The sequence below is a fragment of the Pseudomonas fluorescens genome, from assembly GCF_902498065.1.
In the GTDB taxonomy this organism is placed as follows: domain Bacteria; phylum Pseudomonadota; class Gammaproteobacteria; order Pseudomonadales; family Pseudomonadaceae; genus Aquipseudomonas; species Aquipseudomonas fluorescens_BJ.
This window is the reverse complement of sequence record NZ_CABVIR010000010.1, coordinates 38700-53483: the sequence shown is the minus strand read 5'-3', so window position 1 is coordinate 53483 and position 14784 is coordinate 38700. Positions and strand designations below refer to the sequence as shown.

Annotated in this window: 16 protein-coding genes; 10 read left to right on the top strand and 6 right to left on the bottom strand. The window is 60.5% G+C overall.

The genetic code is table 11. The annotated features are described in order from the left end of the window. Positions 1-95 precede the first annotated feature (95 nt). Positions 96-2849: a response regulator gene (locus F8N43_RS26795; RefSeq protein ID WP_150654593.1), complete on the top strand. Its 2754-nt coding sequence runs from the start codon at positions 96-98 to the stop codon at positions 2847-2849. 100 nt (positions 2850-2949) lie between these two features. Next, a complete protein-coding gene (locus tag F8N43_RS26790) occupies positions 2950-3939 on the top strand; it encodes a 2-hydroxyacid dehydrogenase (protein WP_150634157.1) in 990 nt (329 codons plus the stop codon). Between the two features lie 5 nt (positions 3940-3944). Here F8N43_RS26790 and F8N43_RS26785 read toward each other — a convergent pair whose 3' ends face one another. Continuing rightward, positions 3945-4328: a hypothetical protein gene (locus tag F8N43_RS26785; RefSeq protein ID WP_150634158.1), complete on the bottom strand. Its 384-nt coding sequence runs from the start codon at positions 4326-4328 to the stop codon at positions 3945-3947. 134 nt (positions 4329-4462) lie between these two features. Between F8N43_RS26785 and F8N43_RS26780 the strand changes: the two genes are divergently transcribed. Together F8N43_RS26780 and F8N43_RS26775 are read left to right on the top strand one after the other, a co-directional pair. Then, a complete protein-coding gene (locus F8N43_RS26780) occupies positions 4463-4897 on the top strand; it encodes a hypothetical protein (RefSeq protein WP_150634159.1) in 435 nt (144 codons plus the stop codon). Continuing rightward, positions 4897-5301 (top strand): META domain-containing protein, encoded by a 405-nt coding sequence (locus tag F8N43_RS26775; RefSeq protein WP_150634160.1) that lies wholly within the window; start codon positions 4897-4899, stop codon positions 5299-5301. The genes F8N43_RS26780 and F8N43_RS26775 overlap by 1 nt, the downstream gene beginning before the upstream one ends. A gap of 43 nt (positions 5302-5344) precedes the next feature. Here F8N43_RS26775 and F8N43_RS26770 read toward each other — a convergent pair whose 3' ends face one another. Further along, on the bottom strand, positions 5345-5812 hold the full coding sequence (locus F8N43_RS26770; protein ID WP_150634161.1) for a TlpA disulfide reductase family protein: 468 nt from the start codon (positions 5810-5812) through the stop codon (positions 5345-5347). A 114-nt stretch (positions 5813-5926) separates the two neighbouring features. Here F8N43_RS26770 and arsC point away from each other — a divergent pair, with 114 nt between their 5' ends. The 3 genes from arsC to F8N43_RS26755 are packed head-to-tail and all read left to right on the top strand — an operon-like array spanning position 5927 to position 7300. Then, on the top strand, positions 5927-6280 hold the full coding sequence (gene arsC, locus F8N43_RS26765; protein WP_150634162.1) for an arsenate reductase (glutaredoxin): 354 nt from the start codon (positions 5927-5929) through the stop codon (positions 6278-6280). Then, positions 6277-6873 (top strand): NAD(P)H:quinone oxidoreductase, encoded by a 597-nt coding sequence (gene wrbA / locus F8N43_RS26760; protein ID WP_150634163.1) that lies wholly within the window; start codon positions 6277-6279, stop codon positions 6871-6873. The genes arsC and wrbA overlap by 4 nt, the downstream gene beginning before the upstream one ends. A gap of 1 nt (position 6874) precedes the next feature. Further along, the gene (locus tag F8N43_RS26755) at positions 6875-7300 is read left to right on the top strand and encodes a DUF2069 domain-containing protein (RefSeq protein ID WP_150636099.1); all 426 of its coding nucleotides are present in this window, start codon (positions 6875-6877) and stop codon (positions 7298-7300) included. 99 nt (positions 7301-7399) lie between these two features. Here the strand turns inward: F8N43_RS26755 and F8N43_RS26750 are convergent, their stop codons facing one another. Both F8N43_RS26750 and ttcA read right to left on the bottom strand, forming a co-directional pair. Further along, entirely contained in the window at positions 7400-8074 is a 675-nt protein-coding gene (locus F8N43_RS26750; protein WP_150633352.1) for a DNA-3-methyladenine glycosylase I, read from the bottom strand. Positions 8075-8198: 124 nt separating this feature from the next. After that, positions 8199-9023, bottom strand: coding sequence for a tRNA 2-thiocytidine(32) synthetase TtcA (gene ttcA, locus F8N43_RS26745; RefSeq protein WP_150636103.1), 825 nt, complete (start codon positions 9021-9023; stop codon positions 8199-8201). 282 nt (positions 9024-9305) lie between these two features. On the opposite strand from ttcA, the gene F8N43_RS26740 reads away from it, so the two are divergent. Together F8N43_RS26740 and F8N43_RS26735 are read left to right on the top strand one after the other, a co-directional pair. After that, positions 9306-9908: a Yip1 family protein gene (locus tag F8N43_RS26740; protein ID WP_150633350.1), complete on the top strand. Its 603-nt coding sequence runs from the start codon at positions 9306-9308 to the stop codon at positions 9906-9908. Between the two features lie 148 nt (positions 9909-10056). Continuing rightward, the gene (locus tag F8N43_RS26735; RefSeq protein ID WP_150633349.1) at positions 10057-10551 is read left to right on the top strand and encodes a SprT family zinc-dependent metalloprotease; all 495 of its coding nucleotides are present in this window, start codon (positions 10057-10059) and stop codon (positions 10549-10551) included. A 119-nt stretch (positions 10552-10670) separates the two neighbouring features. Here the strand turns inward: F8N43_RS26735 and F8N43_RS26730 are convergent, their stop codons facing one another. Then, positions 10671-11852: a CaiB/BaiF CoA transferase family protein gene (locus F8N43_RS26730; protein ID WP_150654592.1), complete on the bottom strand. Its 1182-nt coding sequence runs from the start codon at positions 11850-11852 to the stop codon at positions 10671-10673. 144 nt (positions 11853-11996) lie between these two features. Further along, positions 11997-13331: a dicarboxylate/amino acid:cation symporter gene (locus F8N43_RS26725; RefSeq protein WP_150633347.1), complete on the bottom strand. Its 1335-nt coding sequence runs from the start codon at positions 13329-13331 to the stop codon at positions 11997-11999. A 338-nt stretch (positions 13332-13669) separates the two neighbouring features. Between F8N43_RS26725 and F8N43_RS26720 the strand changes: the two genes are divergently transcribed. Further along, positions 13670-14668 carry an AraC family transcriptional regulator gene (locus F8N43_RS26720; protein WP_150633346.1) on the top strand — a complete coding sequence of 333 codons (999 nt, stop codon included), beginning with the start codon at positions 13670-13672 and terminating at the stop codon, positions 14666-14668. Positions 14669-14784: the final 116 nt, after the last annotated feature.

The following is a 14784-nucleotide window of genomic DNA, read 5'->3' as shown; positions in this document are numbered from 1 at the left end:
ACGAGGATTGCCCGCAAGCAAATCGCTACACTGCGCAAGTGGCGTGTACCGGATGTACGTGCAGGTTCTTAAATGGCTGGATGCAGGAGAGATGCGTGCTCAAGAAACTGGGAATAAAAGGCCGCGTGCTGTTGCTGACCTTGCTTCCGACCAGCCTGATGGCCCTGGTGCTGGGCGGCTATTTCACCTGGATGCAGCAATCCGACCTGCAAACCCAACTCATGCAGCGTGGCGAAATGATCGCCGAACAGCTCGCGCCCCTTGTCGCGCCGGCCATGAGCCACAAGGACACTGAACTGCTGGAGCGCATTGCCACCCAATCGCTGGAAACGCCCGACGTGCGCGCGGTGACGTTCCTCGCCCCGGACCGCGCGTCACTGGCGCATGCCGGCCCGACCATGCTCAATCCGGCGCCGTTGGGCAATGGTTCGCAGATGCTGCGCCGTAGCGGCAACGATGCGACGCGTTATCTGCTGCCGGTGTTCGGCAAACACCGCAACATGGCCGGTGACCTGATACCCGATGAAGCTGACCGCCTGCTGGGCTGGGTCGAACTCGAACTTTCTCACAACGGCATGCTGCTGCGCGGTTATCGCAGCCTGTTCGCCAGCCTGCTGTTGATCGGCGCGGGGCTCGCCGGCGCGGCGCTGCTGGCATTGCGCATGGGCCGTACGATCAATCGGCCGCTGAGCCAGATCAAGCAAGCGGTGGCACAGCTCAAGGACGGTCACCTGGAGACCCGCCTGCCGCCGCTCGGCAGTCAGGAGCTGGATGAACTGGCGTCCGGCATCAACCGCATGGCCGGCACTTTGCAAAACGCCCAGGAAGAATTGCAACACAGCATCGACCAGGCCACCGAAGACGTGCGCCAGAATCTGGAAACCATCGAAATCCAGAACATCGAACTGGACCTGGCGCGTAAAGAAGCCCTGGAAGCGAGCCGGATCAAATCCGAATTCCTTGCCAACATGAGCCATGAAATCCGCACGCCGCTCAACGGCATTCTCGGTTTCACCCACCTGCTGCAAAAAAGCGAGCTGACCCCGCGCCAGCTCGATTACCTGGGCACCATCGAGAAATCCGCCGACAGCCTGCTGGGGATCATCAACGAGATCCTCGACTTCTCGAAAATCGAGGCCGGAAAACTGGTGCTCGACCATATTCCGTTCAACCTGCGCGATTTGCTCCAGGACACTCTGACCATCCTCGCCCCGGCCGCCCACGCCAAACAACTGGAGCTGGTGAGCCTGGTCTATCGCGATACGCCGCTGTCGCTGGTCGGCGATCCGCTGCGACTGAAGCAGATTCTCACCAACCTGGTGAGCAACGCGATCAAGTTCACCCGCGAAGGCACCATCGTCGCCCGCGCCATGCTCGAAGAAGAACACGAAGACAGCGTGCAACTGCGCATCAGCATTCAGGACACCGGCATCGGCCTGTCGAACGAGGACGTACGCGCGTTGTTCCAGGCCTTCAGCCAGGCCGACAACTCGCTGTCCCGGCAACCCGGCGGCACTGGTTTGGGATTGGTGATTTCCAAGCGTCTGATCGAACAGATGGGCGGCGAGATCGGTGTCGACAGCACGCCGGGCGAAGGCTCGGAATTCTGGATCAGCCTGAGCCTGCCCAAAACCCGTGACGATGCCGAAGACCTGCCCGGCCCGCCGTTGCTCGGACGCCGGGTCGCGGTGCTGGAAAACCACGAACTGGCCCGTCAGGCGTTGCAGCATCAACTGGAAGACTGTGGCCTGGAAGTCACACCGTTCAATACCCTGGAAAGCCTGACCAATGGCGTGACCGGCGCGCATCAGACCGATCAGGCGATCGACCTCGCCGTGCTCGGCATCACCAGCAACGACATGCCGCCGGAGCGCCTCAACCAGCACATCTGGGACCTGGAGCACCTTGGCTGCAAAGTGCTGGTGCTGTGCCCGACCACCGAACAGACGCTGTTCCACCTCTCGGTGCCGAACCCGCACAGCCAGCTCCAGGCCAAACCGGCCTGCACGCGCAAGCTGCGCCGGGCCTTGTCTGATCTGGTCAATCCGCGTCAACTGCGCAGCGACCCTGGCGAGCCGGTGTCCAGCCGTGCGCCGAAGGTACTCTGCGTCGACGACAACCCGGCCAATCTGTTGCTGGTGCAAACCCTGCTCGAAGACCTCGGCGCCAAGGTGCTTGCGGTGGAAAGCGGATATGCCGCCGTCAAAGCGGTGCAGACCGAGACCTTCGATCTGGTGTTGATGGACGTGCAGATGCCCGGCATGGACGGGCGCCAGACCACCGAAACCATTCGCCAGTGGGAAAGCGAACGGCATTGCACGCCGCTGCCGATCGTGGCGCTGACCGCTCACGCGATGGCCAACGAAAAACGCGCACTGCTGCAAAGTGGCATGGACGATTACCTGACCAAACCAATCAGCGAGCGGCAATTGGCGCAGGTGGTGTTGAAGTGGACCGGCCTGGCGCTGCGCAATCAGGGACCCGAGCGTTCCAGCGACAGTCACGGTGGCAGCCACGAGTTGCAGGTGCTGGATCACGAAGAAGGGTTGCGGCTGGCGGCGGGCAAGGCGGATCTGGCAGCGGACATGCTGGCGATGCTGTTGGCATCGCTGGAGGCCGACCGCGAAGCGATCCGCGTGGCCCGGGAGACCAACGACCACAATGCCTTGATCGAACGGGTGCATCGCCTGCACGGCGCTACCCGTTATTGCGGCGTGCCGCAGCTGCGCGCGGCCTGCCAACGCAGCGAAACCCTGCTCAAGCAACAGGACCCGAAAGCTCCCCGGGCCTTGGAAGACCTCGACCGGGCCATCAATCGCCTGGCCGCGCATGCCCGTATAAATGCTTGATGCAACGCAATGGCACTGATCACCATCAGCGCTAGTCTCACCGCAATCCCTGTAGGAGCTGGCTTGCCAGCTCCCACAGGATCGGGGCAAGGAGAAAAATATGCGTACGATTCTTTTCAGCAGCCAGACCTACGACCGCGAGAGTTTTCTCGGCGCCGACCTCCCCGCCGGCATCGAGCTGCACTTTCAATCGGCGCGACTAAGCGTCGACACGGTAGCACTGGCGGACCATCACGAAGTGGTCTGTGCCTTCATCAATGACGACCTCAGCGCCCCGGTGCTCGAACGCCTGGCGGCGGGCGGCACACGCCTGATTGCCCTGCGATCGGCCGGGTACAACCATGTCGACCTGGCAGTAGCGAAGCGTCTGGGGTTGTCGGTCGTACGGGTTCCGGCCTACTCCCCCCACGCGGTGGCCGAGCACGCAGTGGCGTTGATCCTGGCGCTCAATCGACATCTGCACCGCGCCTACAACCGCACTCGCGAAGGCGACTTCAGCCTCCACGGGCTGACGGGTTTCGACCTGGTGGGCAAGACTGTCGGCGTGGTCGGCACCGGACAGATCGGCGCGACCTTCGCGAAAATCATGAACGGTTTCGGCTGTCAGCTACTGGCCTACGACCCTTACCCCAATCCGCAGGTCGAAGCCCTCGGCGCACGTTATCTGAGTTTGCCCGAGCTGCTGGCCGAGTCGCAGATCATCAGCCTGCATTGCCCGCTCAATGAGCACAGCAAACACCTGATCAACCGAGAATCACTGGCGCACATGCAAGCCGGCGCCATGTTGATCAACACCGGTCGCGGCGGCCTGGTGGACACGCCGGCGCTGATCGACGCGCTGAAGGACGGCCAACTCGGTTATCTGGGACTGGATGTCTATGAAGAAGAGGCGCAGCTGTTTTTCGAGGATCGTTCCGACCTGCCCCTGCAGGACGATGTGCTGGCGCGCCTGCTGACCTTCCCGAATGTGATCGTCACCGCGCACCAGGCCTTCCTGACCCGTGAAGCCTTGGGCGCGATCGCCGCGACGACGCTGCAAAACATCGCAGCCTGGGCAGCCGGTACGCCGCAGAATCAGATCGACGTCTGACCGGATCAGGCCTTGGACAAAAGGATCATCAAGGCCAGCCAACCGAAGCCTAGCAAACGCTGTCCCACTGAATGCCCGCGACGCAGCAGGAACCAGACAAAGAACGGCGGCAGAAAGAAAATCATCAGTTTCAGCCAGAGTTCTACTGGACGCGGACCATTGAGCGTCGGCGCAGTAACCTGAGTCTCGACATCGGTCTTGCGTTTACGCCCGAACGCGGCCGGAGTCACCCTGGGCACGCTTTCATTGCTCGGTAACCGCCCGAAAGAAAGCGGAGCCTGCGTCGAAGTGGCCGCGTGCGCCGTTCCTGCCGGCGCACCGCAATGAATACAGGCAGGCGCTGTTGAGCTGATGCGTTGCTTGCACTCAAAACATTCGATTAACGCCATGTCCAATCCTTAGAAATGCAAAAGCGGCAGTTTGCCATGAGTCCCCAGGTCATTTGAACCTGATCGAAGGTCATCTGCTCGCGCCATGCTGCGTGCAGGCCCGTGCTAGCATACCGCGCATATTTGGAGGACCCATGGTCGAACACGATTTCCGCTATAGCCTGATGAACCCGCAACACACCCTCACCGAATGCCGCGCCCTTGTGCCGGGGCGTTATCAAGTCACCGGCAACGGCGGCTCGATTCGTAACAACGACGTGCTGGTAGTGACCCTTAAAGGCAGCAAGGACTTGTCCATGCGCCTGACCGTCGAAACCGTTCGCCATTTGATCAACCCACCCGGGCAATGGGTCGCGGTGGCCAGTGGTCCGGTGTTCGGTGAACTGGCGATCCATACCTGGAAAGTCAACTGCGACAGCTGCGCCAAAGAGCTGAGCTTTGAGTTCGCGGTCGATGCCAAACTGGGTAACAAGGCTGAAAAACCTGCCGCCACCGCGCGAATCGCCGAGTTGGGCTGGACCGCCATCGGCGAAAAGCACCTGTGCCCGAAATGCCAGGAGCCTGCGTGATGAAACGCCTTGCTCTGACCGCGATGGTCGGTGCCAGCCTGCTGGGCTGCGCCGCCGAGCCGGTCCAATTGCAGCAGAACCGCAGCTACATCCTGGAATGGATCGGCGAACGCCCGCTGATGGATTACAGCCACCTGACCATCACCCTCGGCGAAGACGGCCGGGCCTACGGCAACGGCGGCTGCAACCACTGGTTTGCACCGTACACGCTCGAAGGCGACAGGCTGAGTTTCGGCAAGGTCGGCAGCACTCGCAAACTGTGCGCGCCGGCGTTGATGGAACAGGAAAAGCGCTTCCTCCAGGCCCTGGAAAACGTGCAGCGCTGGGATGTGTCGCCGATCGAGCAGATGCGCTTCTGGCCGGTGCAAGGCAAGCCGTTGCGTTGGTGGCTTGAAGAGGGTTAACCCTTTGTAGGAGCCGGCTTGCCGGCTCCTACAGGTCCGCGTATCAATTAGTCGCTTTTAACGCCTCAAGCTTCGCCATCACCCCCGCCGCCGTCTGTTCACCCATCAACTGTTCCCGCACCTTGCCCTTGTTGTCGATGATGTACGTCACCGGCAATGCCTCGCTGCGCGGCAGTTCGAACAACTCCGCCGGATCCGAAGCCAATACCGTGAACTTGATGCCCAGTTTCTCACTGGCGCTTTTCAGCTCTTCACCCTGCACGTTGTCGAAATTGACCCCGAACACGCCGATCTTCTTGTTCTTCAGCTGTTCGGCCAGCCCGTTCAATTCCGGGATTTCGGTCCGGCACGGGCCGCACCATTCGGCCCAGTAATTGAGCACCAGCCATTGTTTGTCCAGACGCTCGGCGGCGACTTTATGGCCGTTCTGATCAATGCCATAGTCGTTGCCGCAGCCCCCCAGCATCAGCGAACCGATGATCGCCAATGCCGCTGCCAGTCGCCTTGTCATGTCGTGATCCTTGTTAAAAATTGAATGCGCCTGCGACCCATCGCCTCCCAAGGTTCTGGATTACGCGCTGCACAGTTAGAATAGCCGCCACCTTACGCAAGATGCGACCCGCACATGACCGATCTGACGCTTTACCACAACCCGCGCTGCTCGAAATCCCGCGGTGCGCTCGAACTGCTTGAAGCCCGTGGCCTGACCCCGACCGTGGTGCGCTACCTGGAGACGCCGCTGAACGCCGCGCAACTCCAGGGCCTGCTGAGTAAACTCGGTATCGGCGCCCGGCAATTGCTGCGCACCGGTGAGGACGAGTACAAAACCCTCAACCTCGCCGACGCCAGCCTGAGCGAGGCGCAATTGATCGCCGCCATCGCTGCGCACCCGAAACTGATGGAGCGACCAATTCTCGAAGTTGGCGACAAAGCCGTCATCGGCCGTCCGCCGGAGAACGTGCTGGAGTTGCTGCCGTGAGCGCACCGTACATTCTGGTTCTGTATTACAGCCGCAGCGGCTCGACCAATGAAATGGCGCGGCAGATTGCCCGCGGCGTCGAGCAGTCCGGGATGGAAGCGCGCCTGCGCACCGTGCCGGCGATCTCTACCGAATGCGAAGCGGTGTCGCCGGACATCCCGGACGAAGGCGCGCTGTACGCCAGCCTCGACGACCTGAAGAACTGCGCGGGCCTGGCACTCGGCAGTCCGACGCGCTTCGGCAACATGGCGGCGCCGCTCAAGTATTTCCTCGACGGCACCAGCAACCTGTGGCTGACCGGCGCCCTCGTCGGCAAGCCGGCCGGCGTGTTCACCTCCACCGCGAGCCTGCACGGCGGTCAGGAAACCACGCTGTTGTCGATGATGCTGCCGTTGCTGCACCACGGCATGCTGATCACCGGCCTGCCGTACAGCGAGTCGGCGTTGCTGGAAACCCGTGGCGGCGGTACGCCGTATGGCGCCAGTCATCACGCTGGCGCCGATGGCAAACTCGGTTTGAATGAACATGAAGTGGCGCTGTGCCGGGCCTTGGGTCTGCGGCTGGCGAAGACTGCACAAAAGTTGGTGAGCTGAGATGGCGAAAAAGCCGAAGATTCTGCCTTCCATCGAATGGCTCGAACCACGGGTTCGGGCGATGCGCGTCATCAGCCTGCTGTGCTACTTCGGCCTGGTGGGATTGCTCTGCGCCTATTACCTGGTGGTCGCCGACCTGCACGGTGCGCGGCCGTGGGTGATTCTGCTGATCGAACTGGTGCCGTTGCTGTTGCTGGCGCCGGGGATGATTGTCGGCAGCGCACGCGGGCATTCGTGGATGTGTTTTGTGGTGAACCTGTATTTCATCAAGGGGGCACTGGCGGCGTACGACCCGAACCGACAGCTGTTTGGTTTGCTGGAAATGGGCGCGAGCCTGGCGGTGTTCTGCTCGGCACTGTTGTATGTGCGGTGGCGGTTTCAGTTGAATCGCAAATTGGCTGGCGAGGGCGAGATCTCCGCCGCCTGACAGATTGCAATCGCTAGCAGGCTAGCTCCCACAGGGGATTTGTGTACGCCACAGATCCAATGTGGGAGCCAGCCTGCTCGCGATTGGAAAAACTCGGTTTCAATGATTGGCGGTGTACGCCAGCATCATCGAGATCTGGCTCATCGGCCGCCCGCCGCTTTCCTCATGCCACTGGTTGAACACGCCCTGCACCGTGGCCAGATCTCGCAGGCTGGTCGGCACTTTGTCGACGACCTTCTGCGCATTCAAGGCCGCCACCACGTCATAGCTCGGCACAAACGTGTCCTTGCCGACCATGCGCAAGAAGCGCGGTGCCGATAACCCGCCCAATTGATGGCCGCGTTTTTTCAGGTAGGTCCACAAGCCGACGATATCGGTCACCGGCCAATCGGCGATCAATGCGCCGAAACTGCCCTGCTCGTGGGCTACGTCCAGGATGAACTGCGCGTTGCGCGGCACGCTCTTGAGCTTGCCCAGGTGGCGGATGATCCGCGCGTCCTGCATCAGGCGTTCAAGGTGTTCGGCGCTCATCAGCACGACTTTTTCCGGGTCGAACTTGAAGAACACTTCTTCGAAGGCCGGCCACTTGGCGTCCACCAGGCTGTGTTTGAGCCCGGCGCGGAACACGCGCAGCGCCATGGTCGAGAGGTAGCGGTCGTCGCTGATCTTGCGCAATTGCGCCGGGGTCTTGGGAACGGGCAGATGGGCTTCCAGTTCAGCTGCGGAACCGAAGCGGTTCAGACAGTATTCGTGCAGCCACTTGTAATCGCGCATGCCCTCTCCTGACGAGTAAGTAAATAGACCACTTGTGGGAGCCCGCCTGCTGACGATGGCGGCGGGACAGTCAACGTCTGCCCCACCGCTCTCGCCAGCAGGCTGGCTCCCACAGTGATTGCGTTTAGAGGTTTACAACATTGACGAAGCGCGAAGCCGCCGTTTCATCGATCTTGAGGTTGGTGAAGTCGAACAGGTTGCGGTCCGCCAATTGCGACGGGATCACGTTCTGCAAGCTGCGGAAAATGCTTTCGGTACGGCCCGGCGTCTTGCGCTCCCACTCTTGCAGCATGTCCTTGACCACCTGACGCTGCAGGTTTTCCTGGGAACCGCAGAGGTTGCACGGGATGATCGGGAATTGCTTGAGGTCCGAGTAGGCCTGAATGTCTTTTTCGTTGCAGTAGGCCAACGGACGGATCACCACGTTGCGGCCGTCGTCGGCACGCAGTTTCGGCGGCATGGCTTTGAGCGAGCCGTTGAAGAACATGTTGAGGAAAAACGTTTCGACGATGTCGTCACGGTGGTGACCGAGGGCCATTTTGGTCGCGCCGATTTCATCGGCGAAGGTGTAGAGCGTGCCGCGACGCAGGCGTGAGCACAGCGAGCAGGTGGTCTTGCCTTCCGGGATCAGTTCCTTGACCACCGAGTAGGTGTCTTTCTCGACGATGTGATACTCGACGCCCAAGGTTTTCAGATAAGCCGGCAGCACGTCTTCAGGGAAACCCGGCTGCTTCTGGTCCATGTTCACGGCCACGATCTCGAACTTGATCGGGGCGACCTTCTGCAAGTGCAGGAGCACGTCGAGCATGGTGTAGCTGTCCTTGCCACCGGACAGGCAGACCATGACCTTGTCGCCGTCTTCAATCATGTTGAAATCGGCAACAGCCTCGCCGGCCTGTCGGCGAAGGCGCTTTTGCAGTTTGTTCTGGTTGACCGTGAGAGTGCCCATGACGCGGAATCCGTGAGGTGTGACGAAAGGCCGGCATTTTACGCAAAAACCCGGCGTCGGCGAAGTACCCGCTCCCGCAGGGATTGTCGCCTACAGTCCCTGTGGCGATTAACAGGTTTGTTTACAGCGCGATTTGCTCTAAGCCCCTATCACCTGCGTGGTTAAGACCTTTCTATACTGCGACATAAGGTCGCACACATATCCAGACCTTTCTTACGTGGCCACTTTGGCCTGTAGGCGCTCCACTGGGGGGCGACGGTAAAAACAAGAGGAGTGACTGGCATGATCCATCACGTAGTGGGGCTCTTCACCCACCCCGACCAGGAATGGAAAGAAATCCGTGGCGACCAAGAGGAAAGCATCAGCCACATGTACCTGACCCACACGCTGATTCTGGCGGCGATCCCCGCCGTGTCGGCGTTTATCGGCACCACGCAGGTCGGCTGGGTGATCGGCAGCCGGGCGCCGGTGATGCTGACGCAGGAAAGCGCGCTATGGATGACGATCATGTCGTACGTGGCGATGCTCGGCGGCGTTGCCGTGATGGGCGCGTTCATCCACTGGATGGCCCGCACCTATGACGCCAACCCGAGTCTGGCCCGATGCGTTGCGTTTGCGACCTATACCGCGACCCCGCTGTTCATTGGCGGTCTGGCGGCGCTGTACCCACACATGTGGCTGGGGATGGTCGTCGGAACGGCGGCCATTTGCTACACGGTGTACCTGCTGTATGTGGGGCTTCCGACTTTCATGAACATTCCATCTGACGAGGGATTCCTGTTTTCAAGTTCGGTGCTCGCCGTCGGTCTGGTGGTACTGGTTGCCATCATGGCGTTCACGGTTATTGTCTGGGGACTCGGCGTGGGGCCGGTCTACACGAATTAGTCACGCTCTCCACCCAAAAACAAGATCTGCCAATACAGGCCGCCGCAAGGCGGCCTTTCAATGTGGAGGTAACGACCATTCGGCGCCTGAGCGATTCGCAAGGCCCGAGCGTTGCGGCATACTCGACGTCTCTGGAGATCCATCAAGCATGCCCGAGCCACTCAATACCCGCGTCGAAGACTGTTTCCAACTAGCCGAATCCTTTTTCAAACGAACCTTCAAACGCCCCGTGGTGAGCCTCAAGCTGCGCGGGCAAAAAGCCGGTGTCGCGCATTTGCACGAGAACCTGCTGCGCTTCAATCCGCAGCTGTACCGCGAAAACACTGAAGACTTCCTCAAGCAGACCGTCGCCCATGAAGTCGCGCACCTGATCGCTCATCAGCTGTTTGGCGATCGCATCCAGCCCCACGGCGAAGAGTGGCAACTGATCATGCGGGGCGTGTACGAACTGCCGCCCAATCGCTGCCACACCTACGACGTCAAACGCCGCAGCGTGACGCGCTACATCTACAAATGCCCGTGTGCTGACAGTGATTTTCCGTTTTCGGCGCAGCGCCATGGTTTGGTGCGGCAGGGGCGGCGGTATTTGTGTCGTCGATGCCGCAGCACGTTGGTGTTCAGTGGGGAGATGCGGGTCGAGTAGCTGGATTTGTGGTGTTTGGGCCGACCTTATCGCCAGCAGGCTGGCTCCCACAGGGATCATCGATACGCCATAGATCCATTGTGGGAGCCAGCCTGCTGGCGATGGCGGCCTGACAGGCACTAGAGAATCACTTTGGCACGCCTCAGTTCCTCAATCCGCTCGACACCAAACCCCAACTCCCCCAACACCTGATCCGTATGCTGCCCCAGCGCCGCACCAATATGCCGAGGCTCGGGCAACCCGTCCGAGAACTTCAACGGACACGCCATCTGCGCCTGGCTCGTGCCATCCCCTCGCGGCACATCGGTCACCAATTCCCGCGCCTGCAACTGCGGATGCCGAACCGCCTCACCCAAGGTCAACACCGGTTCGACACACGCATCGAGTTCGGCAAACAGCGCACACAATTCGGCAAAGTCGTGCTTCTCGAATTCAGTCTGCAGCGCGTCCTTGAGCTTCTTTCGCTGGGCGGGCTGAGGCGACAGGCCCAGCGTCGCCAACTCCTCCAGACCCAGCGCCGTGCACAGTTGCTTCATGAACGGCGGTTCCAGACTGCCAACCGACAACCAGCGGCCATCCCGCGAACGGTAATAGTCGTAGAAGCTGCCGCCATTGAGCATCTGGTCCTCCCGACCCGGTTCATCGCCGCAGGCCAGGTACCCGGCACCGGCCATGGCGTTCAAGCTGAACGCACAGTCAGTCATGCTCACATCCAGATGCTGCCCCACCCCGCTTTGCTGGCGGGCGATCACCGCCGCCAGCAAGCCAATCACCCCGTGCAACGAACCTCCGGCGACATCCGCCACCTGCATGCCCAAGGGCAGCGGGCCGTTATCGGCGCGGCCGGTGTAGCTCGCCAGACCCGCCAGCGCCAGGTAATTGATGTCGTGGCCGGCGCGATGCGCGTAGGGGCCGGTTTGCCCGTAACCGGTGATCGACACGTAGATCAACTTCGGGTTGATCGCCTTCAGCGCTTCATAGCCCAGGCCCAGACGGTCCATTACGCCGGGGCGGAATTGCTCCAGGACGATGTCGTAGTCCTGCAACAGCTGCTTGATCACCGCCAGCGCCTCAGGCTGTTTGAGGTCCAGCGCCAGGCTGCGCTTGTTGCGATTGAGGTACGCATGGCTGGCCGACACGCCTTGATCATGGGGTGGCAGCACGCCCAACAGGTCCATGCGGGTCGGCGATTCGATGCGCAGTACCTCGGCGCCCATGTCAGCCAACAACAGCGAGGCGAACGGCCCCGGCAACAATGTCGAGAAATCCAGAACCTTGAGTGATGCCAGTGGACCGAGCATGTGTGATCTCCAGTGCGATGCCTCCAGCCTAGGCAGCCAATCGCATTGCAGCAATCACCTGATGTGTCAGCAACTGTGACCGTTACGCTCAAACTCCAGGCAAGAAAAAACCCGCCGAAGCGGGTTTTTTCATGACAACGCGTATTACTTGACGTTGCTTGGGGTTGGGCCTTCGGCCACACCCAGGTCGTCTTCTTCACGAGTGTCGGAGATACCGCGACCACCGGAAGCCAGCTCTACTTGCAGCTTGTCTTCATCCAGCTCTTTCACCCACTTGGCCACGACCAGGGTCGCAACAGCGTTACCAACGAGGTTGGTCAGTGCACGGGCTTCGGACATGAAGCGGTCGATACCAAGGATCAGCGCCAGGCCGGCAACCGGCAGAGTACCCACAGCCGACAAGGTGGCCGCCAGCACGATGAAGCCACTGCCGGTCACACCGGCCGCACCTTTGGAGGACAGCAGCAGCACCAGCAGCAATGTGATCTGGTGAGTGAGATCCATCGGGGTATCAGTCGCCTGAGCGATGAACACAGCGGCCATGGTCAGGTAGATCGAAGTACCGTCGAGGTTGAACGAGTAGCCGGTCGGGATCACGAGGCCGACAACGGATTTCTGTGCACCCAGGCGTTCCATTTTGATCAGCATGCGCGGCAGAGCGGATTCCGAGGAGGAAGTGCCCAGTACGATCAGCAGTTCTTCACGGATGTAGCGGATCAGCTTCAGCACACTGAAACCGTGCGCGCGGCAGATGGCGCCCAGCACCAACACCACAAACAGGATGCAAGTGATGTAGAAGCAAATCATCAACTGACCCAGCTGCACCAGCGAGCCGACACCGTAGGCACCGATGGTGAACGCCATGGCGCCGAAGGCACCGACTGGCGCCAGCTTCATGATCATGTTGATGATGTTGAACATCACGTGAGCAAAGCGATCGATGAAATCCAGCACCGGCTTGCCGTAAGCACCCAGGCGATGCAGGGCGAAACCGAAGATCACCGAGAACATCAGCACTTGCAGGATGTCGCCGTTGGCGAATGCGCCGACGATGGTGTTCGGGATCACGTTAAGGATAAAGGCGACGATGCTCTGGTCTTTACCGGCCGAGATGAAGCCAGCAATTTTGCTGGTATCCAGGGTGGTCACGTCGATGTGCATGCCGGCTCCCGGTTGCACGACGTTAACCACGACCAGGCCGATCAACAGCGCGATGGTGGAAACAATTTCGAAGTACAGCAGCGCATAGCCGCCGGTCTTGCCCACCGATTTCATGTTCTGCATGCCAGCGATACCGCTGACGACCGTACAGAAGATGATTGGCGCGATGACCATTTTGATCAGTTTGATGAACCCGTCACCCAGCGGCTTGAGGGCCACACCGGTCTGCGGGTAGAAGTGACCAAGCAGGATGCCGATGGCGATGGCAACGATCACCTGGAAATACAGGGATTTGTATATTGGCTGACGAGTCGTCATTGCAAAGTTCCTCAAGAGTGCCCGGTGACAACATCCATCTGTTGCCCATGACACCTGAATTGCGAACCCTCCTGCACTGGAGGGATTTGTTTTTTCGAGCTGCGCGACGGCAGGCATCTGCTCGTTGTATCGCAAGCGGCGTGCCACCTTCGCCAAATCCCCTGCGAGCCTTTTGACATCAGGGGTTACAGGTTCACCGTGCCATGGACGCCTTACAAAACGGTGGCGGATTTCCGCCCATCCGACCGACCTCGTCCTGCAATTTGGCGGATATCCGCCTTGTCCATTGCCGGCCCCGACGACTACCATCCGTCGTTCAATAGACGGACCTGCCTTCTATGCGCGAACGCACCATTGCCAGTCATTTCGCCCGTGCCGCCCTCGGTGGCGCGCGTCGGCTGGGTCATGACTGTTCAAACCTGTTGCAACAACTCGGGATCAGCCCCGAGTTGCTGGAAGAACCGCGTGCGCGCATTGCGCCTGAGCAGTTCACCCGTTTGATCCAGGGATTGTGGCTGGCACTCGACGACGAATACCTCGGCTTCGGGCCGGTCCCGAGCAAAACCGGCAGCTTCGCGATGATGTGCCACGCCGTGATTCACTGCCGCAATCTGGAGAAGGCGCTGCATCGCGGCTTATTGTTTTACAGCCTATTCCCCGGTGGGCCGCGTCTGACCCTGACCCGCGAAGACGAAATGATCCGCCTGAGCCTGGACGATTCCAAGTTTCAGGACCCGGACCATTTCCTCACCGAAAGCCAGTTGATGGTCTGGCATCGCCTCGGCAGTTGGCTGATCGGCCAGCGCATTCGTCTGGAACAGGCCACCTTCAGCTACCCGAGGCCCGAGCACGGCGCCGAATACGAGTTGCTGTTCCCCTGCCCGATGGAGTTTTGCGCGTCGCAGAGCAGCCTGCTGTTCCACAGTCGCTACCTGAACATGCCGCTGTTGCAGGACGAGCGGACCCTCAAGCATTTCCTCGAACGCTCCCCCGCCGACCTGCTGTCACGCCCGGATGACGGCGACAGCCTGAGCAGCCAGTTGCGCCGCTTGCTCAGCCGCGACAGTGCGCGCTGGCCAGACCTGGAAGCGGTGGCTGCGCACCTGCACATCAGCCCGCAGACGCTGCGCCGGCATTTGCGCGAAGAGGGTTCGAGTTTTCAGGAGTTGAAGGATCAGTTGCGCCGGGATATTGCGATTTATCACTTGGGGCGTGCGGACCTGTCGTTGCAACAGATCGCTGAACAGTTGGGGTTTTCCGAGCCTTCGGCGTTTCACCGGGCGTTCAAGAAGTGGACCGGCCTGACACCGGGCGCTTATCGCGCTCAAGAGAGCTGATTTTTTGTAGTGAATCTGCTGGCCTCATCGCGGGCAAGCCCGCTCCCACAGGTTGTATCGTCGTTCACAAATATTGTGTCCGCAGAGATCCCTGTGGGAGCGGGCTTGCCCGCGAT